At 71.1% G+C, this 21,367-nt stretch carries 18 protein-coding genes, 1 pseudogene and 1 riboswitch; of the genes and pseudogenes, 10 read left to right on the top strand and 9 right to left on the bottom strand.

The window, feature by feature from the left end:
* Nucleotides 1-33: 33 nt before the first annotated feature.
* Nucleotides 34-498, top strand: a pseudogene (locus FHG54_RS17150) (ATP-binding cassette domain-containing protein); the annotation flags it as partial.
* 363 nt (nucleotides 499-861) lie between these two features.
* Nucleotides 862-1,635, top strand: a complete 774-nt coding sequence (locus FHG54_RS17145; RefSeq protein ID WP_420837428.1) for an ATP-binding cassette domain-containing protein — start codon at nucleotides 862-864, stop codon at nucleotides 1,633-1,635.
* A gap of 52 nt (nucleotides 1,636-1,687) precedes the next feature.
* On the opposite strand, the gene FHG54_RS13275 is transcribed toward FHG54_RS17145, so the two are convergent.
* Complete coding sequence (locus FHG54_RS13275) at nucleotides 1,688-2,185, bottom strand: hypothetical protein (RefSeq protein ID WP_139417692.1); 498 nt, start codon at nucleotides 2,183-2,185, stop codon at nucleotides 1,688-1,690.
* 174 nt (nucleotides 2,186-2,359) lie between these two features.
* Here FHG54_RS13275 and FHG54_RS13270 point away from each other — a divergent pair, with 174 nt between their 5' ends.
* Together FHG54_RS13270 and FHG54_RS13265 are read left to right on the top strand one after the other, a co-directional pair.
* Nucleotides 2,360-2,803 (top strand): nitroreductase family deazaflavin-dependent oxidoreductase, encoded by a 444-nt coding sequence (locus FHG54_RS13270; protein ID WP_139417691.1) that lies wholly within the window; start codon nucleotides 2,360-2,362, stop codon nucleotides 2,801-2,803.
* Nucleotides 2,800-3,615 carry a putative protein N(5)-glutamine methyltransferase gene (locus tag FHG54_RS13265; RefSeq protein WP_139417690.1) on the top strand — a complete coding sequence of 272 codons (816 nt, stop codon included), beginning with the start codon at nucleotides 2,800-2,802 and terminating at the stop codon, nucleotides 3,613-3,615. The genes FHG54_RS13270 and FHG54_RS13265 overlap by 4 nt, the downstream gene beginning before the upstream one ends.
* Before the next feature lie 28 nt (nucleotides 3,616-3,643).
* On the opposite strand, the gene FHG54_RS13260 is transcribed toward FHG54_RS13265, so the two are convergent.
* Nucleotides 3,644-4,291, bottom strand: coding sequence for a phosphoribosyltransferase (locus tag FHG54_RS13260; protein WP_139417689.1), 648 nt, complete (start codon nucleotides 4,289-4,291; stop codon nucleotides 3,644-3,646).
* A gap of 189 nt (nucleotides 4,292-4,480) precedes the next feature.
* Here FHG54_RS13260 and FHG54_RS13255 point away from each other — a divergent pair, with 189 nt between their 5' ends.
* Nucleotides 4,481-6,223, top strand: a complete 1,743-nt coding sequence (locus tag FHG54_RS13255; RefSeq protein WP_139417688.1) for a substrate-binding domain-containing protein — start codon at nucleotides 4,481-4,483, stop codon at nucleotides 6,221-6,223.
* Nucleotides 6,224-6,314: 91 nt separating this feature from the next.
* On the opposite strand, the gene FHG54_RS13250 is transcribed toward FHG54_RS13255, so the two are convergent.
* From FHG54_RS13250 to FHG54_RS13225, 7 genes are all read right to left on the bottom strand, one after another.
* Complete coding sequence (locus tag FHG54_RS13250) at nucleotides 6,315-7,838, bottom strand: DHA2 family efflux MFS transporter permease subunit (RefSeq protein ID WP_415858810.1); 1,524 nt, start codon at nucleotides 7,836-7,838, stop codon at nucleotides 6,315-6,317.
* 189 nt (nucleotides 7,839-8,027) lie between these two features.
* The gene (locus tag FHG54_RS16390) at nucleotides 8,028-8,183 is read right to left on the bottom strand and encodes a hypothetical protein (RefSeq protein ID WP_157002424.1); all 156 of its coding nucleotides are present in this window, start codon (nucleotides 8,181-8,183) and stop codon (nucleotides 8,028-8,030) included.
* The gene (locus FHG54_RS13245) at nucleotides 8,180-9,325 is read right to left on the bottom strand and encodes a cysteine desulfurase family protein (protein ID WP_139417687.1); all 1,146 of its coding nucleotides are present in this window, start codon (nucleotides 9,323-9,325) and stop codon (nucleotides 8,180-8,182) included. Before FHG54_RS13245 ends, FHG54_RS16390 begins: the two co-directional genes overlap by 4 nt.
* Nucleotides 9,322-10,176, bottom strand: a complete 855-nt coding sequence (gene nadC / locus FHG54_RS13240) for a carboxylating nicotinate-nucleotide diphosphorylase (protein ID WP_139417686.1) — start codon at nucleotides 10,174-10,176, stop codon at nucleotides 9,322-9,324. The genes FHG54_RS13245 and nadC overlap by 4 nt, the downstream gene beginning before the upstream one ends.
* The gene (nadB, locus tag FHG54_RS13235) at nucleotides 10,176-11,738 is read right to left on the bottom strand and encodes an L-aspartate oxidase (protein ID WP_139417685.1); all 1,563 of its coding nucleotides are present in this window, start codon (nucleotides 11,736-11,738) and stop codon (nucleotides 10,176-10,178) included. Before nadB ends, nadC begins: the two co-directional genes overlap by 1 nt.
* Nucleotide 11,739: 1 nt before the next feature.
* Nucleotides 11,740-13,077, bottom strand: a complete 1,338-nt coding sequence (gene nadA, locus FHG54_RS13230) for a quinolinate synthase NadA (protein WP_232333731.1) — start codon at nucleotides 13,075-13,077, stop codon at nucleotides 11,740-11,742.
* The gene (locus FHG54_RS13225; protein ID WP_139417683.1) at nucleotides 13,074-13,775 is read right to left on the bottom strand and encodes an NUDIX hydrolase; all 702 of its coding nucleotides are present in this window, start codon (nucleotides 13,773-13,775) and stop codon (nucleotides 13,074-13,076) included. The genes nadA and FHG54_RS13225 overlap by 4 nt, the downstream gene beginning before the upstream one ends.
* A gap of 254 nt (nucleotides 13,776-14,029) precedes the next feature.
* On the opposite strand from FHG54_RS13225, the gene FHG54_RS13220 reads away from it, so the two are divergent.
* From FHG54_RS13220 to gcvP, 5 genes are all read left to right on the top strand, one after another.
* Nucleotides 14,030-14,518, top strand: a complete 489-nt coding sequence (locus FHG54_RS13220) for a DUF6220 domain-containing protein (protein WP_139417682.1) — start codon at nucleotides 14,030-14,032, stop codon at nucleotides 14,516-14,518.
* Between the two features lie 51 nt (nucleotides 14,519-14,569).
* The gene (locus FHG54_RS13215; protein ID WP_233437915.1) at nucleotides 14,570-16,540 is read left to right on the top strand and encodes a multicopper oxidase family protein; all 1,971 of its coding nucleotides are present in this window, start codon (nucleotides 14,570-14,572) and stop codon (nucleotides 16,538-16,540) included.
* A gap of 63 nt (nucleotides 16,541-16,603) precedes the next feature.
* A riboswitch (glycine riboswitch) is annotated at nucleotides 16,604-16,698 on the top strand.
* A gap of 164 nt (nucleotides 16,699-16,862) precedes the next feature.
* Nucleotides 16,863-18,053, top strand: coding sequence for a glycine cleavage system aminomethyltransferase GcvT (gcvT, locus tag FHG54_RS13210; protein ID WP_139417680.1), 1,191 nt, complete (start codon nucleotides 16,863-16,865; stop codon nucleotides 18,051-18,053).
* A gap of 32 nt (nucleotides 18,054-18,085) precedes the next feature.
* The gene (gene gcvH, locus FHG54_RS13205) at nucleotides 18,086-18,457 is read left to right on the top strand and encodes a glycine cleavage system protein GcvH (protein ID WP_139417679.1); all 372 of its coding nucleotides are present in this window, start codon (nucleotides 18,086-18,088) and stop codon (nucleotides 18,455-18,457) included.
* A gap of 15 nt (nucleotides 18,458-18,472) precedes the next feature.
* Entirely contained in the window at nucleotides 18,473-21,361 is a 2,889-nt protein-coding gene (gene gcvP / locus FHG54_RS13200; protein WP_139417678.1) for an aminomethyl-transferring glycine dehydrogenase, read from the top strand.
* Nucleotides 21,362-21,367: the final 6 nt, after the last annotated feature.

Genomic DNA, 21,367 nt, shown 5'->3' with positions numbered 1-21,367 from the left:
TACGCCCACCGTGCACTCTTCGACGGCCTCGACCTCACGGTCGCCCCGGGCGACGTGGTCGGCGTCGTCGGCGTCAACGGCGCGGGCAAGTCGACGCTCCTTCGCATCCTCGCCGGCGAACTCGAACCGCAGGCCGGCACCGTGCACCTCTCGCCGGCCGACGCGTTCGTCGGCTGGCTTCCGCAGGAGCCTGAGCGGGTCGAAGGCGAGACCATCGCCGCGTACGTCGCGCGACGCACCGGGGCGGCCGAGGCATCCGCTCGCCTCGATGCGGCGGCGCTGGCACTGGGGTCGACGGATGCCGCGGCGCCCGGCGCCCCGGATCCGGCCGACGAGTACTCTGCGGCCCTCGAACGATGGCTCGCCTCGGGGGCGGCCGACCTCGACGAGCGGCTGCCGGCGGTGCTCGCCGAGCTCGGGGTCAGCCTCAGCGGCGACGCGCTGCTCTCAGGCGAATCCATGATGACCTCGCTCTCCGGCGGGCAGGCCGCTCGGGTCGGCCTCGCGGCACTGCTCTGCTCGCGCTTCGATCTCGTGCTGCTCGACGAGCCCACGAACGACCTCGACCTCGACGGACTGGAGCGGCTCGAGGCGTTCGTGCGCGGAATCCGAGGCGGCGTCGTGCTCGTCAGCCACGATCGCGAGTTCCTCGCTCGCTCGGTCACTCGAGTGCTCGAGCTCGATCTCGCCCAGCACTCGAACCGCATCTACGGCGGCGGCTACGACGCCTATCTCGAGGAACGGGCCACGGCCCGACGTCAGCAACGCGACGACTACGAGGAGTTCGCGGCGAAGAAGGCCGACCTCGTCTCACGTGCTCGCACGCAGCGCGAGTGGTCGAGCCAGGGCGTGCGCAACGCGATGAGGAAGTCGCCCGACAACGACAAGATCCGGCGGAAGGCCGCCTCCGAGTCGAGCGAGAAGCAGGCGCAGAAGGTGCGGCAGATGGAGAGCCGCATCGCGCGGCTCGACGAGGTCGAGGAGCCGCGCAAGGAGTGGCAGCTCGAGTTCACGATCGGTCGGGCGCCGCGGTCGAGTTCGGTCGTCTCAACCCTTGACGAGGCGGTGGTGCGGCAGGGTGACTTCACCCTCGGGCCGGTCTCCCTGCAGGTCGACGCCGGGGAGCGGATCGGCATCACGGGCCCGAACGGCGCCGGCAAGTCGACACTGCTGTCGCTGTTGCTCGGACGGCGTGCGGCCGATGCCGGCAGGGCGAGTCTCGGGGCATCCGTGGCGATCGGGGAGATCGACCAGGCTCGCACCCAGCTCGCCGGGGATGCGCCGCTCGCCGAAGCCTTCGAAGCACTCGTGCCCGAGTTCTCGAGCGGCGAGGTGCGCACGTTGCTCGCGAAGTTCGGGCTGAAGGCCGATCACGTGCTCCGGCCGGTCGATGCCCTCTCACCGGGCGAGCGCACGCGCGCCGGGCTCGCGCTGCTGCAGGGGCGCGGCGTCAACGTACTCGTGCTCGACGAGCCGACGAACCACCTCGACCTCGCCGCGATCGAACAGCTCGAGGAGGCGCTCGAGTCGTACGAGGGCACGCTGCTGCTCGTCACGCATGATCGCCGAATGCTCGAGCACGTGCGCCTCGACCGCCGCTGGCACGTCGAAGCGGGGCGGGTCACCGACCACTGAGCTTCGAGACAGGCCGTCGCTCGGTCGAGCGCAATGACGACAACGCGCTCGCCTATAGCGGAGTCGCACCTCCGGGGCGGCGGTCGTCGTCGCGCCCCGCATCGGTCCGGTCGCGCGCCGCGTCATCGGTCCGGTCGCGTGTCGCATCGGTGTGGTCGCGTGTCGCATCGGTCTGGTCGCGTGTCTCGACGTCTGGATCCAACGTGTCGGCCTTCTTCAGGCGATCGTCGGCCTCGGTGCGGAGACCGGCTGCGTCGGCGCGGTTGTCGGTGCTCTCTCTGGCGAGACGATCGGCATCGAGCCTCGCCTGCGTGGCTTCGGCCTCGGCCTGCTTGGCATCGGCCGCAGACCTCGCGGCATCCGCTTCACGCTGTTGCGCGGCCGCAGTGGTCTCGGCCGCGCTCTGCCGCAGGTCGGCGGCCTGCCGACGCTCGGCTTCGACTCGAGCCTCCCTGCGGCGCCGGCCCGTCGTCATCATGACGACGACCACGACGATCGCGATGATGACGACGACCCCGATGATGATCCAGACGATCGTGCTGGTGTCCACAGTGATCCGCCTCCTCAGGTCGGTTTCGTTCAGACAAGCACGCCGGACTCGTTGCGGGCAACGCCTTGCGGAACCGGGTGCGGTGCGGAATCATCCGGCCGGGTGGTCTACTCAGTCAGTCTCGTCGCGGCGCTCTCCCGCGACCCGCTCCGACAACGTGAGAGGCTGATGCATATGGATATCGGCGCGACGTTTCTGACGACGCGATGGATGGCGCGCCTGCCCATCGCGATCTTCCGGGCGGGATTCGGATTCATCTTCGGCGGCCGGTTGCTGTTGCTCGAGCATCGCGGTCGCACGAGCGGCGAATCGCGCTTCGTGGTCATCGAGGCGGCCGACCGCGAGGCGCCCGATCGCGTCGTCGTCGCCTCGGGCTTCGGCACGCGTGCGCAGTGGTACCGGAACCTCGAGGCCGAACCCCGCTGCGGAGTGAGCATCGGGTGGCGCCGCCGGGTGCCGGCGCGTGCCGAGCTCCTCGGCACCGAGGAGAGTCGCCGCCTGCTCGAGCGGTACGGTGAGCGGCGCCCAGCGACGTGGGCGGTGCTCGAGCGTTCGATTCAGGATGCCACCGGCGAGGCCCATCCCGAGATACCGATGGTCAGGCTGCACCTCGAGTGACGCCGACGGAGATCCAGATCGTGTCGCGCCTGCGCGCGGCCGGCTGCGTGTTCGCCGAAGACGAGGCGGCCCTGCTCGAGGCCGAAGCAGGCGGCGCTGAGCTCGAGGCACTCGTCGAGCGCCGGGTCGCGGGAGAGCCCCTCGAGCAGGTGCTCGGCTGGGCGGAGTTCGCGGGCCTGCGCCTGCGGGTGCTGCCTGGCGTCTTCGTGCCGCGGCGCCGTACCGAGTTCCTGGCGCGCGAGGCTGCGCGTCTCGCGGCGCTCGCCGCCGTGGCACCGGCGGCGGGTGACGACGCGCGCATCCCGGTCGTCGTCGATCTCTGCTGCGGTGCCGGCGCCATCGGTGCGGCGGTTGCATCGGCGATGGCGGATGCCGCGGGCACCGTGCACCTCGTCGGCGCGGATCTCGATCCCGTCGCCGTGCAGGCGGCGCGACTGAACCTCGAGCCGCTCGGCGGCGTCGTGGTCGAGGGCGACCTCTACGACGCGTTGCCCGCCGAACTCCGCGGCCGCATCGACGTGCTCGCCGTCAATGCGCCGTATGTGCCGAGCGAGGCGATCGCCATGATGCCTCCCGAGGCGCGCGACCACGAGGCGCGCATGGCCCTCGACGGCGGGGGAGACGGGCTCGACGTGCATCGCCGGGTCGCGGCATCCGCCCGCTCATGGCTCGCGCCCGGCGGAGCACTGCTGATCGAGACGAGCGAGCGTCAGGCGCCGGTCGCGGCGGAGTTCTTCGAGAAGGGCGGACTCGTCGCCCGCATCATGCACGATGCCGAGGCCGACGCGACCATCGTCATCGGCGTGCGCTGACCCCATTCGCCGACCTCGTTCGCCGACCTCACCCTCTGCGTGCTGCGGTGAGCAGCGACGCGACCTGTTCGTCACTCGTCTGTGCGAAGTCGAGGTAATGCATGCCGACCGCCATGAAGCCGCGCGGCATCGACAGGCAGATGATCTCGTCGATGGCGGGGTCCGCGGCGAGCGAGCCGACGGCGTCGGGCGCCCCGACCGGCATCGCGAGCACGACCTGATCGGCGCCGCGGGCCTTCGCGACGTGTGCCGCGACCCGCGCCGTCGCACCGGTCGCGACGCCGTCGTCGACGATGAGCGCGGTGCGGCCCGCGAGCGGCACGGGCGGTGCGCCGCCGCGGAACCGTTTCACTCGCGCCTCGAGCTCGGCGCGCTGGACGCGCTCGATGTCGCGCAGCTCGCCGGGGGAGACGAAGGCCGAATCGACGATGTCCTCGTTCAGCACCCGAGCACCCTGCTCGCCGATGGCTCCCATCGCGACCTCGGGCTGCCCGGGCACCCCGAGCTTGCGCACGACGAGCACGTCGAGCGGCGCGCCGAGCGCTGCCGCGACCGGGGCGGCAACGGGCACCCCTCCGCGCGGCAGGCCGAGCACGACCGGCCTCGTGAGGTCGACCGCGCCGAGTGCCTCGGCGAGCCGCCGGCCGGCGTCGGCCCGATCGGTGAAGTGCTCCATGTCGCTCCCTTCAATGCTGCCACCGAGGTGCCGCGGCGCCAAGAGGGCGAAGGACGTGGCCGATACGCGAAATCCGAGTGAAATTCGCTTCTGGGAACTCGTCGTTTACACTGAACCAATCCTTCCCCCATCTGGGGGAACCCGAACCGAGGATTCGACGAGACCCCCACTCGTCGGCTTGGAGTGCCCGTGGGACGTCATACCGTCGCGGCATCGGCGAAGAAGCCGGGCCGCAAGCTCATCCTGTCCATCATCGGAGCCATCGTCGTGGTCGGCGTCGTCGCCGGCGGCGTCTTCCTGTGGGTCGGCGACTACCTGAACCCGCTCTTCGCTTCGGCCGGCACGGGCTGCGCCGAGCCGGAGGAACTCGTCGTCGTCGCCGACACCTCGATCGCGCCGGCGCTCACCGACATCGCCGAGGAGTTCGATCAGGACTCCGAGCTGTGCGTGTCGACCGAGATCACCGCACAGGACTCCGCGGACACCGCTGCAGTCGCCGCATCTGGGGGCATGGACGCCGACGTCTGGGTTCCCGATTCGAGCGTCTGGCTCGACCGTATGAACGCGACCGCCTCCTCACTCGGCCAGTCGCAGCCGGCGGTCGAGGCGCGCGAGTCCATCGCCACGTCGCCGGTCGTGTTCGCCGGCGCGTCGACGAAGGCCACCGAGATCGCGGCCGAACCGGTGAGCTGGGCACGGGTGCTCGGCGGCACGCTGCCGACGATCCTGCCCGACCCCGAGGCATCCGCTGCGAGTCTCGCGGGCCTGCTCACGCTGCGCGCCCACTCCGCACCTGAAGACCCGCGCCAGTTCGCCGGCGCCATGGTCGCCCTCAGCAAGTCCATCCCTGCTTCGACGAGCGCCGCATTCGGCGCTGCCAGTGCCGGGCAGGAGCCCGTCGTGGTCGTCACGACCGAGGCGCAGGTCGCCGCGTACAACCTCGACGACCCCACGGAGTCGCTCGTCGCCGCCTATCCCGTCGACGGCACGGTCTCGCTCGACTACCCCTTCGTGCGCATGACCGCGACGGATGCCGCGGGGGGCTCCGAATCGGCGGACTCCTCGGATTCGGCGGACTCCTCGGATTCGGCGGACTCCGAATCGGCGGATGCGTCGAAGGCCGAGTTGCTCGATGCGTTCGAGGCGGCCGTTCGCGACAGCGCGAAGACGTTCGCCGCCGCCGGCTTCCGCGCGCCCGACGGCTCGGGCGAACTCGACATCGCAGGTCTCGGGGCGGAAGCGCCCGAGGCGCAGACGGCGCTCGACGGAGCCGCGCAGCTCGAGATCCTCCGCAGCTGGTCGGTGCTCACCCTGCGCTCGCGCATGCTCGCCGTGATCGACGTGTCGGGCTCGATGGAGGAGCCCGCCGAGAACGGCCTGCGCCGCATCGACATCTTCCAGCAGGCGGCCGTCGGGGCGATGCAGAAGTTCTCGGGCGAGGTGGAGCTCGGCGTGTGGGTCTTCTCCACCGCGCGAAACGGCGAACTCGACTATGAAGAACTGTCGCCGATCGCACCGCTCGGCGACGCCGCGCACTCCCAGCAGATCGCCGGCGTCATCCAGTCGCTGCCGGCGCGGCTCGGAGGAGCGACCGGTCTCTACGACACGACGCTCGCCGCCGTGCAGCGAGTGCGCGAGACGTACGACCCCGAGAAGGTCAACTCCGTGCTGCTGTTCACCGACGGCAAGAACGAAGACGAGAACGGCATCGACCTCGAGACGCTGCTCGCCGAACTTGCGAAGATCGACGACCCGACGAAGCCGGTGCCCGTCATCATGATCGGCATCGGACCCGAGATCGACCTCGACGCGATGCAACGCATCACCCAGGCGACGAAGGGGGCTGCGTACTCGGCCACGAAACCCGAAGACCTCGGCGTCGTGCTGGTCGACGCGCTCACGCAGCGCAGCTGTCGGCCGAACTGCGGCTGACACCGGTCGACTGAACGACGACGGGGGCCCGGCAGATGCCGGACCCCCGTCGTGGTCTGCGGTCAGCGCAACCGCGTGTCGCCGCAGCGCGTCAGTGCGACGCGCCCTCCATCATGTCGGCGGGCTTGCGCACGAAGAATGCGCCGACGATGGCCCCGAGCGAGAGGATCGCCCCGACGAGGAACGCCGAGCGGACGCCGGATGCCGCAGCGGCCTCGACCGTCGCCCCCGCGGTCGACGCCGTCAGAGACTGCGCCGCCATGATCGTCACGAAGAGCGCGGTGCCTGCGGCACCGGCGACCTGCTGCACCGTGCCCACGAGCGCGGATCCGTGCGAGTAGAGCTTCGGCTGGACCGACCCGAGCGCCGAGGTGAACAGGGGCGTGAACATGAATGCGAGGCCGGCCGAGAGCGCCATGTGCGCCGCGAGGAGGAGCCATGGCGACGTCGTATCGGTCACGAGCGTGAGCGACCAGAGCACTGCGCTCACGATGATCGAGCCAGGCACGAGCAGCGGAGTCGGCCCGAGCCGGTCGAAGAGGCGACCGACGATCGGCCCGAGGAGGCCCATGGTCAGCCCGCCCGGCAGGAGCAGCAGCCCGGTCATGATCGAGTCGAGGTGCAGCACGTCTTGCAGGTAGATCGGCAGCAGGATGATCGTGCCGAAGAGCGCCGCCATCATGATCGTCATGAGGCCGATCGAGATCGCGAAGTTGCCGGAGCGGAAGGTGCGCAGGTCGAGCAGCGCGCGATCGGTGCGCTGCAGCACGAGCTGACGCCAGATGAACGCGGCGATCGCCACGGCGCCGACCCCGAGGGCGATCCACATGGGCGCTGCGCCGAGCGCGCTGCCGGCGGTCTCGGCGCCGATCAGGCTGAGTCCGTAGACGAGTCCGCCGAAGCCGAACGCCGAGAGCACGACCGAGAAGACGTCGATCGGGATCACGCGCGGCTCGCTGACGTTCTCGACCCGACGGATGCCGATGACGAGCATGGTGAGCGCGATCGGCAGCACGAGCCAGAACATGAACCGCCAGGAGAGGGAATGCAGGATCAGGCCCGAGATCGTCGGCCCGATCGCCGGTGCCACCGACATCACGATCGAGACGCGACCCATGAGTCGGCCGCGATCGCTCGGGGCGACGAGGGTCATGAGCGTCGTCATGAGCAGCGGCATCATGATGGCCGTGCCGCTGGCCTGCACGATTCGGGCGAGGAGCAGCACCTCGAAGCCCGGGGCGAGTGCGGCGATGAGCGTGCCGGTTGAGAAGAGGCTCATCGCGGCGATGAAGATCGGCCGTGTCGCGAAGCGCTGCAGCAGGAAGCCCGTGATCGGAATGACGACGGCCATCGTCAGCATGAAGGCGGTGGTGAGCCACTGGGCGGCGGAGAGGGAGATATCGAGGTCGTCGACGAGATGCGGGATGGCGACGCCCATGATCGTCTCGTTGAGGATGACGACGAACGAGGCGGCGAGCAGGAGCCAGATGACCCGGTTGTTGCGGGCGCCGTGCAGCGCCTCGACATCGGAGTGTTCGTGGTGTTCGTGGGTCGCGGAATCGCCGGCATGGGCGGTTCCGGGGTCACGGAGTTCGGGGACGGCGCGTTCAGTCAAGGAAGGTGGTCCAATCGAAGTCAGCGCACAGCTGCGCCGGGGAATTGCGTCGAGTACGTTTGGTCAACCCGTGCCGGGTGACTCGCTATTCCCGGATTCCGACATCGATCGGAACGCATGGAACCGCGCGTACCGGCTCGCGAAGGTCGGGCGGGAATCCCGGTCGGGCGGCCGGCCTGGTCGGACGGCCTACGGGGCCGGTGCCGGGCCGTCGGTCGGAGCCGGATCGGGGAGCAGGCCTCTCAGCAGCTCCTCTTCGGGAGCGAGCTCGTCTTCGAGACGCTGCTCAGCGGCTTCGTCGGCTTCAGGCGTCGCGTCGTCGCGGGCCGGTGTCGAATCGCTCATGTTGCCAGGATACCGCGTACCGCCGACACGGCACGAGCGACGGATGCCGCAGCATCCGTCAGCTCGTCGGCCGTCGTCGCAGCGCCGAGCGTGAACCGCACCGCCGTCTGCGCGAGCTCGGCCGGCAATCCGATCGCCGTGAGCACGTGCGAGGGCTCGTCGCTGCCCGCGGCGCACGCCGAGCCGCTCGAGCAGATGACGCCGTCGCGTTCGAGTTCGAGCAGCACCGCCTCGCCGCTCGTACCCGGGAAGACGAAGGAGACCGTGCCCGGCAGGCGGTGCTCGGGATCTCCGGTCGTCTGCGCGGCTGACACCGTGGCCGTCACCCGGGCGGTGAACTCGGCGCCGAGTGCGGCGACGCGGGCTGCGGCATCCGCTCGCTCCGCCTCGGCCAGCCGAAGCGCGGCGGCGAACGCGACTGCACCGGCGACGTTCTCGGTGCCCGACCTGCGGCCGCGTTCCTGCCCGCCGCCGTGCAGCACCGGCTCGAGCTGGAGCCGGCCGCGCACGACGAGCGCCCCGGTGCCCTTCGGGGCGCCGACCTTGTGGCCGGCGAGCGAGAGGGCGTCGACGCCGAGCGAGTCGATCGAGAGGGGGAGCCAGCCTGCCGCCTGCACGGCGTCGGTGTGCATGAGCGCTCCGGCGGCGTGCGCGACGGCGCCGAGCTCGGCGATCGGCTGCACCGTGCCGATCTCGTTGTTCGCGAGCTGCACCGAGACGAGGGCGGTGTCGGGCCGGATGACCCGGGCGAGCGCCTCGGGAGTGACGCGGCCGCCGGCGTCGACCGCGACCTCGGAGATCTCGAAGTCGTGCACGCGCGCCAGGTACGCTGCGGACTCGAGCACCGCCTCGTGCTCGATCGGCGAGATCACGAGGTGACGCCCGCGTGGGTTCGCGAGGGCGAGGCCCTTCACCGCGAGGTTGTCGGCCTCGGTGCCGCCGCTCGTGAAGACGACATCTCCGGGGCGGCAGCCGACGACCGCGGCGACACTGGCGCGCGCGGCGGCGAGTGCGCGAGACGCCTCGTCGCCGAGCGCGTGGTGGCTCGAGGGGTTGCCGAAGGACCCCGCGAGGAACGGCCACATCGCCTCGAGTGCCTCCCGGCGCACGGGCGTCGTCGCCGCATGGTCGAGGAAGATCACGTCTCGACCACCACGTCGAGGCCGAGGTCGAGTGAGCGCACCGAGTGCGTGAGGGCGCCGACCGAGATCACGTCGACGCCCGTCGCGGCGATCTCGCGCACGGTCTCGAGCGAGACGCCGCCGGAGGCCTCGACGACCGCGCGCCCGGCGATGAGCGCGACGCCCGCCCGCAGTTCGTCTGGCGTGAAGTTGTCGAGCATGACGGTGTCGGCGCCGCCGGCGAGCACGGCCTCGACCTGTTCGAGCCGGTCGACCTCGACCTCGAGGTGGGCGGTGTGGGGCATCCGATCGCGTGCCTCCCGCAGCGCGGCGGCGAGGTCGTGACCGCCCGCGGTGAGCACCGCGAGGTGGTTGTCCTTCGCCATCACCGCGTCGGAGAGCGAGCGGCGATGGTTGCGGCCGCCGCCGTCGCGCACCGCCTGGCGCTCGAGGCTGCGCAGCCCCGGCGTCGTCTTGCGCGTGTCGACGATGCGCGCTCGCGTGCCGGCCGTCTCGGCGACGTAGCGGGCGGTGAGCGTCGCGATGCCCGACATGCGCTGCACGAGGTTCAGACCGACGCGTTCGGCGCGCAGGATGCCGCGGGCCGGGCCGCTGACCCGGGCGAGCACCGCGCCCGGTTCGAACGGTTCGCCGTCGGTCGCGAGACGCTCGACGACGACCGCGGGGTCGACGAGCCGGAACGCCGCTGCGAACACCTCGATGCCGCTGAGCACGCCGGCCTCGCGCGTCACGAGTTCGGCGGTCGCGGTGGCGGAGGCGGGGATGAGCGTCTCGGAGGTGAGGTCGCCCCACGGGGCGTCCTCGTCGAGGGCGGCCCCCACGATCCGGTCGATCTCTCGCGCGTCGGTCATCAGGCGGCCTCTCGGTCGAGCTGGGCGGGGAGCGGGGCGACCGCGGGATCGTCGGTGCGGAAGTGCGCGCCGCAGCTCACGCGACGAGCGCGTGCGGCTGCGACGGTGAGTCGTGCGAGATCGAGCAGGTTGCGATCTTCGGCACTGCATCGGTCGTGCAGTTCGGGTGCGCGCCAGGTTTCGAGTCGAGCGGATGCCTCGGAGAGCCCCGCCTCGTCGCGTTCGAGCCCGACGCAGCGCCACATGAGCCGCTGCAGCTCTTCGCGGTCGACCGGCGATGCGCCGGAACAGCCGGAAGCGCTCGCCGAACCCCCGACCTCGCGGTGGTCCGGAAGGAGGCGGCACTCCGACGCTCCGGTGATTCCGGTGATTCCGGTGGTTCCGGTGGTTCCGGTGGTTCCGGTGGTGAGGGCCCGTACGGCGCGCTCGGCGAAGACGGCCGCCTCGAGCAGCGAGTTCGACGCGAGCCGGTTCGCCCCGTGCACACCGGTGCGGGCGACCTCACCGATCGCGAAGAGGCCAGGCAGGCTCGTGTGCCCGTCGAGGTCGGTCGCGACGCCGCCCATGGCGTAGTGCGCGGCGGGGGTCACGGGCACGGGTTCGCGCGCCCAGTCGAAGCCCGCGGCGCGCACGACGGCGTCGAGGCCGGGGAAGCGCCGTGCGAGCATCTCGCCGCCGAGTGCCGTCGCGTCGAGCAGCACGGGCGCTCCGCCCTGCTCGAGCGATCGCCGCCAGACCGCACGGGCCACGACGTCGCGCGGAGCGAGCTCGCCGCGCGGGTCGACGTCGAGCATGAAGCGGCGTCCGCTCGCATCGCGCAGCACCGCGCCCTCGCCGCGCACGGCTTCGGAGATGAGCGGCGTGCCCGGTGCGGCGAGTGCGGTCGGGTGGAACTGGGTGAATTCGAGGTCGGCGACGCGCGCGCCGGCACGCCAGGCTGCGGCCACGCCGTCACCGGTCGCCACGGCCGGGTTCGTCGTATGCCGATAGAGGCATCCACTGCCGCCGGTCGCGAGCACGACCGCGTCGGCGCGGCGTTCGATGAGTGCTCCGGATGCCGCGAGCAGTCGTGCGCCGACCACGCGGCCGCCCTCGACGATGAGGTCGACGAGCATCGTCTGCTCGTCGATCGCGACGGCGCGGCGTCGCACCGTGCCGACGAGGGCGTGCTCGATCGCGGCCCCGGTGGCATCGCCTCCGGCATGCAGGATGCGCGCGCGCGAGTGTGCGGCCTCGAGGCCACGCTCGAGACCCGACTCGCCCCGGTCGAACGCGACACCGAAGCGGATCAGGTCGCGAACCCGGTCGGGGCCCTCCTCGACGAGCACCCGCACGGCTGCCGGATCGGCGAGGCCCGCGCCGGACTCGATCGTGTCGGCGTAGTGGCGCTCGACCGAGTCGTCGGGAAAGAGCGCCGCGGCGATACCGCCCTGCGCGTAGCGCGTGTTGCCCTCGGCGAGCTCCGTCTTCGTGACGAGCTCGACCGTGTGCCCGGCATCGGTGGCCTTGACCGCAGCCCAGAGCCCGGCGATGCCGCCGCCGATCACGAGCACGCGTGCCATCTCAGGCTCCGGCGACCGGCTGCGCGGCCACGGGCGGCTTCGCCGCGAGCATCCGCTCGAGTGCCGCTCGCGCCGGCTCCGCCACCTCGTCGCCGACCGTGATGCGGTTGACGACGCGGCCTTCGACGAGTTCCTCGAGCACCCATGCGAGGTAGCCGGGGTGGATGCGGTACATCGTCGAACACGGGCAGACCACGGGATCGAGGCAGAAGATCGTGTGCTGCGGGTGCTCGGCCGCGAGGCGCTGCACGAGGTTGATCTCGGTGCCGATCGCGAAGGTCGAGCCGGCCGGCGCGGCCTGGATCGCCTTCACGATGAAGTCGGTCGAGCCGGCGGCATCCGCTGCATCGACGACCGGCATGGGGCACTCGGGGTGCACGATGACCTGCACGCCGGGGTGGTCGATGCGCGCTTGCGAGATCTGGTCGACCGTGAAGCGCCGGTGCACCGAGCAGAAGCCGTGCCAGAGGATGACGCGGGCCTCGCCCAGTTCGCCCGCGCCGTTGCCGCCGAGCGCCTTGCGGGGGTTCCACATCGGCATCTGCCGGGGCGGCACGCCCATGGCCTTCGCAGTGTTGCGACCGAGGTGCTGGTCGGGGAAGAACAGCACCCGCTGCCCGCGCTCGAAGGCCCACTCGAGCACGGTGCGGGCGTTCGAGGAGGTGCAGACGATGCCGCCGTGTCGCCCGACGAAGCCCTTGAGCGCGGCCGAGGAATTCATGTACGTGACCGGGATGACGGGAACCCTGCCGTCGGCGTCGACCGCCGTCAGGTCGCCGTAGACCGACTCGAGCTGCTCCCAGCACTCTTCGACCGAGCTCTCGTCGGCCATGTCGGCCATCGAGCAGCCCGCGGCGAGGTTCGGCAGGATCACGGCCTGCCCGGGCGCTCCGAGCAGGTCGGCCGTCTCGGCCATGAAGTGCACCCCGCAGAAGACGATCGCCTCGGCCTCCGGCCGGGTGAGTGCGGCGTTCGCGAGCTGGAACGAGTCGCCGACGAAGTCGGCGTGCTCGATGACCTCATCGCGCTGATAGAAGTGGCCGAGCACCACGACACGGTCGCCGAGCGTCGCCTTCGCGGCGCGGATGCGTGCGTGCAGTTCATCGGCGGACGCCGTGCGGTACGCCTCGGGAAGGGCGCCCTGGCGCGGCGATCCCGTCGGGATGACGTCGCTCATCGACGAGCCCGGACCGTAGGCGACGGGGCCCGCGTCGAACTCCCACGGCCCCTTGGCGAGCTCGGGCGAACACGACTCGCCGGCGGCGGCCCCGGCCGTGATCAGTCTGATGGTGCGGTCGACGGATGCCGCGGCTCTGGTCTGCTCGGTCGTGGGGTTCACGATGCCGGCCTCTCTTTCATGAACGGTTCACGGGTCTGCGCCGCGGCGGCGGTCTCGTAGCGATAGAGCTTCGGCGGCCGGTGCCGGGCGCCGGCCATTCGTTCGCCGGTCTCTCGCAGCCGGCCCGAGGCGAGCATCGTGCGGCGGAAGTTCGCCGGGTCGAGCGGGCGCTGCAGCACGGCTTCGACGACTTCGCGCAGCTCGGCGAGCGTGAAGGTCTCGCCGAGGAAGGCGTGCGCGATCTGGGCGTACTCGAGCTTCGTGCGCAGACGCCAGAGGCCGTACTCCACGATGCGGTTGTGGTCGAAGGCGAGCGCGGGCAGCGTGTCGGCCGGCACCCAGCGCACGTTCGGCCCAGCGACGGCGCGAGCGGCCTCGTCGCTCTGCACGAGTGCCCAGTAGACGACCGAGACCACGCGGACGCCGGGGGAGCGGTCGACCTCGCCGAAGGTGTAGAGCTGTTCGAGATAGGTGGGCGCGAGGCCGGTCGTGAGACGCAGCGTGCGTGCGGCCACGGCCTCCAGTTCCTCGTTGGGCGGCAGCCAGCCGCCCGGCAGTGCCCAGAGACCGAGCTGCGGGTCGCGGGTGCGGCGCACGAGCGGGGTCCAGAGCACCGGCCGGCCCGAGCTGTCGGGGCGCAGCGCGAAGATCACGGTCGAGACGGCGAGGCGCACAGCGGCGGCGTCGTGCGGTGGCATCCATCACCTCCGATCTTCGAGTCAATCTGACTCGAACCAGGTCCGACGGCAGCTTACAGTCAGCGTGACCAGAACGCCAGTCGTCCCGGCGCGGGCGTTGAGCCGGTCGAGGGGTGTCTGCGTACCCCGAACGGGGGATCGCCGCGGCGATGACATCGGTACTACCACTGAGGTGACGCCGCCCTACGGGCGCCAGCATGGTGCAGTCCCGGCGTTCACGGTGTGCGCCGGTCATTCCTGAGAGGAATCGCCTGATGCGCAAACTGTTCCAGATCGTGGCGTGGCTGTTCACCGCCGCCGTCGTCCTCCAGCTCTACTTCGCCGCCGTCGGGGTGTTCTCGAACCCAGAGGACGAGCTCTTCGCCTGGCACGGCACGAACGGCCGCATCGTGCTGCCGATCCTCGCGATCCTGCTGATCGTGAGCGCCGCGCTCGCGCGGGCGGGCAAGCGCACGATCTGGCTCAGCGTGCTGCCGCTCGTGCTCATCCTCTTCCAGACCGTGCTGTTCATCCTCACCGGGGTGATCTTCGGCCTCGAGGGGCCCGGCGAGCCCGTGCCGCTCAGCGCAACCCTGTTCCTGTCGCTCCACGGCGTGATCGGCACGGCAGTGCTGCTCCTCGGCGTTCTGATGATCGTGCGCGCCCACCGGCTCGTGCGCGAGGGTGCACCGGCGAAGCCCGGCGACTCGGCCGTCGACGGCACCGGCCCGGTCGATGACACCGTCACCGCTCCGCGCGCCTGATCCGTCACGGGGCGAAGGTCCAGGCAGCGAGGATCCTCTCTCTTGAGTAACGTGGCACTCCTGCTGCTGCAAGCCGTCGCCGGCCTGGCCGGCGCTGCACTCTGGCTCGCCGCCGGATTCAGCGCCGTCGGGCCGGCGCCGGATGACGCAACGCCGAGGAGTCGGCGATCGGCACGCACTCCCCGTGAGCGGATGCCGGTGCTCGCGTTCGTCGCGGGCGGCACCCTCGCTCTCGCGGGCGCCGTGGCCCTCGCGCTGGTGCTCGCCGGCCGAGGCTGGTGGTTCGCCGGCGAGAAGATCGTCATCGCCCTCCCGCTCCAGCTCATCGGGCTCGCGGCCGGAGTGCTCGGACTCGTGTGGTGGCTCACCGGCCGGCGGCCCGTGGCCGGTCGCACGCTGGTGCTCGGCGGCGGCTACGCGATGGCCGCCGCGGCGCTCGCCACCTGGCTCATCGGCTACCCGCCGCAACCCGTCGCGGCGCTCCTGCTCTTCGCAGCGGTCGCACTCGGCACCGGTCTCACCTGGGCGCTCCTCGCGCATCGCGGCCGGCGTGCGGTCGCCGGATTCGCGGGGTTCCTGGCGCTCCTGCTCGTCGCCGGCATCGGCTGGTCGTGGCTCTCCGACACCGCCGCGCCGACCCTCGAGGCGGGCACTGGGCACGGGCACGGCGCCGCCGCCGTGGTCGATGCGAACGACGGCGCCGTCGCCTCCCGCTCGGTCGAGACGCTCCGAACACCGGCGGATGCCCCGGGCGAGGTGCGTCGCTTCGAACTCACGGCTGCACATCACACGGTGGAACTCGCGGGCGGCGACTCGGTCGAGGCGTGGGGCTTCGGGGGTGATTCCCTGCCCGGCCCGGAACTTCGCGTCACCGAAGGCGATCTCGTCGAGGCGACCCTCGCGAACCGCGACATCGAGCGCGGCGTCACCCTGCACTGGCACGGCTACGACGTGCCGAACGGCGAAGACGGCGTCGCAGGCGTCACCCAGAACGCGGTCGCGCCCGGCGGCACCTTCACCTCCCGGTTCGTCGCCGACACCGCCGGCACGTACTGGTACCACACGCACCAGGCCGGATCGGAGGGGGTGCGGCGCGGTCTCTACGGGATGCTCGTCGTGGAACCCGCGGGCGGCGTCGCCGAAGACCTCGATCTCTCGGTGCCGGTGCACACGCTGGGCGGCGCCGTGTTCCTCGGCGAGATCGACGGGCCGCAGCAGATCGACGCCGAGCCGGGCAGCACGGTGCGGCTCCGGGTCGCGAACACCGATCGCTCGCCCCTGCGAGTGCTCGTCGCCGGTGCGCCGTTCCGCATCTCGGCGGTCGACGGCCTCGATGTCGAGGGCGGCGCCGAGGTGCGGGGCGAGGCGCTGCGCCTGGGCGCGGGCGCCCGCGCCGACCTGGTCTTCACGATGCCCGAAGCGCCCGTGCGCTTCGAGACGGATGCCTCCGAGGCATCCGTGATCTCGTTCGTGCCGCCCGGCGACGACGCGACATCGACCTCGGAGGGGGCGCCCTCGGAGATCGAGGCCGCACCGGAGCTCGATCTGCTCGCCTACGGCGACGCGGCCCGGCCCGAGCTCGGACCGTTCACCGCCGAGGGCGTGCTCGTGCTCGACCGCATGCCGCGGTTCGTCGGCGGTGCGCCGATCTACGCATACACCGTCAACGGGCAGGTCTTCCCGCACATCGAGCCGCTCGTCGTGCACGAGGGCGACCTCATGCGCATCACCGTCGCCAATCGCGGCTTCGACGTGCACCCGATGCACGTGCACGGCCACCACGTGCTCGTGCTCGCTCGCGACGGAGAGGCCGCGACGGGGGCGCCGCTCTGGCTCGACACGGTCGACGTGAGGCCGGGTGAGGTCTGGGAGCTCGCGCTCCGCGCAGACAACCCCGGCATCTGGATGGACCACTGCCACGACCTCGAGCACGCCGCGCAGGGCATGATGATGTCGCTCGCCTATACGGGTGTCACGACGCCGTTCGAACACGGGGGCGCACACGCGAATCGTCCGGAGTGAGAGAGCCACGCGGCATCCGGTGCCCCGCTGCTAGGATCGGAGCACAATCTCATACCGGGCCATCGACGCGTCGCGGGAGAGCCGGCAGCAGTTCGAGCCGGCACCGAAGGAGCAAGCCTCCCCGCCAATCTCTCAGGTCACTACACCGCGATGACAGAGGCCGCTCTGAAAAGTGGAATCCGCACGCCTGCGGCCTCCCGCCCACGGTGAAAGCGCGATCGCGTGAAACTCTCAGGCTCATGACAGAGGGGGAGTTCCCACACGGTGTCGCTTCCGCGACCGTGACCACGCCGGTTCGCGCCGGCACGTCTGGAGAACTCTCGTGACCAACGAACCCGGTACCGCAAGCCCCGAGGCATCCGCCGACGTCTCCGAGCGGCGCAGCCCGCTCGACGCCGTGCACCGCGCGGCCGGCGCGAGCTTCACCGACTTCGCCGGCTGGCAGATGCCAGTGCGCTACTCGAGCGACCTTGCCGAGCACCGTGCCGTGCGGAGCTCCGCCGGGCTCTTCGACCTCTCGCACATGGGCGAGATCGTGCTCATCGGGCCGGGTGCGGCCGCTGCCCTCGACCATGCGCTCGCGGGCCGGCTCTCGGCGATCGAGATCGGGCAGGCGAAATACTCGCTGCTGCTCGCCGATGACGGCGGCATCATCGACGATCTCGTCGTCTATCGCACGGGCGACGACCGGTTCATGGTCGTCGCGAACGCCTCGAATGCCGCGGTCGTCGCCGAAGAGCTTCGCGCTCGCGCGGCGGGCTTCGACACGATCGTCTCCGATGAGAGCGACGACATCGCGCTCATCGCCATTCAGGGACCCGACGCGCGATCGGTGCTGCTCGAGACCCCCGGCTTCGGCGTCGACGGGCCGGGCAACGATGAAGCGGACTTCGACGCGAAGCTCGACGCCCTCAAGTACTACCGCGCCTTCCCCGCCACGTTCGAGGGCGAACCCGTGCTCGTGGCACGCACCGGGTACACCGGCGAAGACGGCTTCGAGCTCTACCTCGCCCCCGAGCGTGCTGCTCGACTGTGGGAGGCGCTCGCCGAGACCGGGGGGCCGCGAGTGACGCCGTGCGGCCTCGCGAGCCGCGACACGCTCCGCCTCGAGGCGGGCATGCCGCTCTACGGGCACGAGCTGAGTCGCGACATCCTGCCCGTGCAGGCCGGTCTCGGCCGTGTCGTCGCGCTCGCCAAGCCCGATGCGTTCGTCGGCCGCGAGGCCATCGAGCAGGGGCCTGCAGCGGATGCCCCGGTGCTCGTGGGCCTCGCCGCGGAGGGCCGCCGCGCGGCACGCGCCGACTACGAGGTCTTCGACGGTGCCGACGCTTCGGCCGCCCGCGTCGGGGTGGTCACGAGCGGGGCACTGTCGCCGACGCTCGGCCACCCGATCGCCATGGCGTTCGTCGCGCCCGACGCCGCCGAACCGGGCCGCGAACTCTACGTCGACGTCAGGGGCACGCGCGTCGCGGCATCCGTCGTCGCCCTCCCCTTCTACAAGCGCACCGCCTGACTCGGCAACCAACTCATCGCAAGGAGCACGCCATGACCGACACGACCGCACTGCACTACACCGAAGAACACGAGTGGATCGCCGTCGACGGCGACGTCGCCACGATCGGCATCACCGACTACGCCGCCGACAAGCTCGGCGACGTCGTCTACGTCGACCTGCCGGCGGCCGGCACGACGGTCACCGAGGGCACCGTCGTCGGCGAGATCGAGTCGACGAAATCGGTCGGCGAGCTCTTCGCCCCCGTCAACGGCGAGGTCGTCGAGGCCAATCAGGCCGTCGTCGACGCGCCAGAGCTCGTCAACAGCGACCCGTTCGGCGAGGGCTGGCTCATCAAGGTGGCCACCTCGAGCCTTCCGACGTTTCTCACGCACGACGAGTACCGCGCCCTCGTCGGCGAGTAAGGACCGCAGAACCACATGACCGTCTCCTCCGCCTTCGACCTCGACGCCTTCGGGCGACGCCACATCGGCACCAGCCCGAGCGACCACGGGCTCATGCTCGCCGAGCTCGGCTACGACTCGCTCGATAGCCTCATGGCCGCCGCGGTGCCCACGTCGATCCGCATGGGAGATGTGCTGAACTCGGCGATCCCCCCCGCGGCGACCGAGCGCGAGGCGCTCGAAGAACTGGCCTCGCTGGCCTCGCAGAACACCGTTCGCACCTCGATGATCGGGCTCGGGTACTACGGCACCGTGACACCCGCGGTGATCCAGCGGAACGTGCTCGAGAACCCCGGCTGGTACACCGCCTACACTCCGTACCAGCCCGAGATCTCGCAGGGCCGGCTCGAGGCGCTCATCAACTTCCAGACCCTCGTGTGCGACCTCACGGGGCTCGACACCGCGAACTCGTCGATGCTCGACGAGGGCACCGCGGTGGTCGAGGGCATGCTCCTCGCTCGGCGCGCATCGAAGTCGACGTCCAACCGCTTCATCGTCGACGCCGACCTGTTTCCGCAGACGCTCGCGCTGCTCGAGTCGCGCGCCGAGGCGGTGGGCATCGAGCTCGTCGTCGCCGACCTGGGCGAAGCGACCGATGTCGCCGACCTCGGCGAGCACTTCGGTCTGTTCGTGCAGTACCCGGGCGCCTCGGGCCGCGTGTGGAACCCGGCATCCGTCATCGCGGCTTCGAAGGCGCAGGGCGGCCTCGTCGTCGTCGCCGCCGACCTGCTCGCGCTCGCACTCATCACGAGCCCCGGTGAGCTCGGAGCCGACATCGCCGTCGGCACCTCGCAGCGCTTCGGCGTGCCGATGGGATTCGGCGGCCCGCACGCCGGCTACATGGCCGTGCGCGCGGGGCTCGAGCGTCAGCTGCCCGGGCGCCTCGTCGGCGTTTCGAAAGACGTCGCGGGCGCGCCGGCGTACCGCCTCACCCTGCAGGCCCGTGAGCAGCACATCCGCCGCGAGAAGGCGACCTCGAACATCTGCACCGCGCAGGTGCTGCTCGCGGTGATGGCGTCGATGTACGCGGTGTACCACGGGCCCCGGGGCATCCGCCACATCGCGACGCAGGTCGCCGCGAAAGCGCGCCTGCTCGCCGGCTGGCTGGAGGAGATCGGGCAGCACGTCGCCCACGACGCCTACTTCGACACCCTCCGCGTGCATGTGCCGGGCATTGCGAAGCACGTCGTCGAGCGCGCCCGAGCGCTGGGCATCGACGTGTGGGAGGCCGACGACGCGACCGTGCAGGTCTCCGTCGACGAGACGACCACTTGGGAAGACCTGCAGGCGGTCGTTCGCGCCTTCGGATTCGACGACGCGCCGTTCCGTGCCGGCAGCGGCTCGCTGCCGAACGCCATCCCCGAGGCGCTCCGACGCACCTCCTCCTATCTCGAGCACCCCGTCTTCAACACGCATCAGTCCGAGACGCAGATGATGCGGTACCTGAAGCAGCTCGCCGACCGCGACTACGCACTCGACCGGGGCATGATCCCGCTCGGCTCGTGCACCATGAAGCTCAACGCGGCCACCGAGATGCAGGCCGTCACCTGGCCCGCCTTCGCGAACCTGCACCCGTTCGCGCCAGCGGCCGACGCCGTCGGGTCGCTCGGCCTCATCGAGCAGCTCGAGACCTGGCTCGCCGAGGTCACGGGGTACGACACCGTGTCGCTGCAGCCGAACGCGGGCAGTCAGGGCGAGCTCGCCGGCCTCCTCGCGATCCGCGGCTTCCACCACGCCAACGGCGAAGACGAGCGCACGGTCTGCCTCATCCCCTCGAGCGCGCACGGCACCAATGCGGCATCCGCAGTGCTCGCCGGCATGCGGGTCGTCGTCGTCGCGACCGACGCGCTCGGCAACGTCGACCTCGACGACCTGCGGGCGAAGATCGCCGAGCACGCCGAGACCCTCGCCGCGCTCATGATCACCTACCCGTCGACGCACGGCGTGTACGAGCACGAGGTGAAGGACATCGCGCAGGCGGTGCACGACGCGGGCGGCCAGGTCTACGTCGACGGCGCGAACCTCAACGCGCTGCTCGGCTTTGCGCGGTTCGGCGATTTCGGCGGCGACGTCTCGCACCTGAACCTGCACAAGACGTTCTGCATTCCGCACGGCGGCGGTGGCCCCGGCGTCGGCCCGGTCGCGGCGAAGGCGCACCTCGCGCCGTATCTGCCGGGGCATCCGATGGCGCAGCGTGCCGACCACTCGGGCGGATTCGTGCACGGCGGCGGACCGGTCTCTGCCGCGCCGTACGGCAGCCCGTCGATCCTGCCCATCTCGTGGGCGTACGTGCGAATGATGGGCTCGGAGGGCCTGAAGCAGGCGACCGCGACCGCGGTGCTCGCGGCGAACTTCGTGGCATCGCGGCTGCGCGAGCACTTCCCGGTGCTCTACACGGGCGACAACGGCCTCGTCGCGCACGAGTGCATCCTCGACCTGCGCCCGCTCACGGCCGCGACGGGCGTGAGCGTCGACGACGTGGCGAAGCGCCTCGTCGACTACGGCTTCCACGCGCCGACCATGTCGTTCCCCGTCGCGGGCACGCTCATGGTCGAGCCGACCGAGTCGGAGGACCTGGCAGAGCTCGAGCGCTTCGTCGAGGCGATGGTCGCGATCAAGGCCGAGGCCGATGCCGTCGCCTCGGGTGAGTGGCCTGCCGACGACAACCCGCTCGTGAACGCGCCGCACACCGCGGAGTCGGTCATCACGGGGGAGTGGACGCACCCGTACACGCGCGAGCAGGCGGTCTACCCCGTGCACTCGCTCGTGCGGGGCAAGTACTGGGCGCCCGTGCGCCGCGTCGACCAGGCCTACGGCGATCGCAACCTCGTCTGCGCCTGCCCGCCCATCGAGGCCTTCGCCTGACCTCAC

This window comes from Agromyces laixinhei (genome assembly GCF_006337065.1).
Lineage (GTDB): Bacteria > Actinomycetota > Actinomycetes > Actinomycetales > Microbacteriaceae > Agromyces > Agromyces laixinhei.
This window is presented reverse-complemented; position numbering and strand designations above follow the sequence as displayed.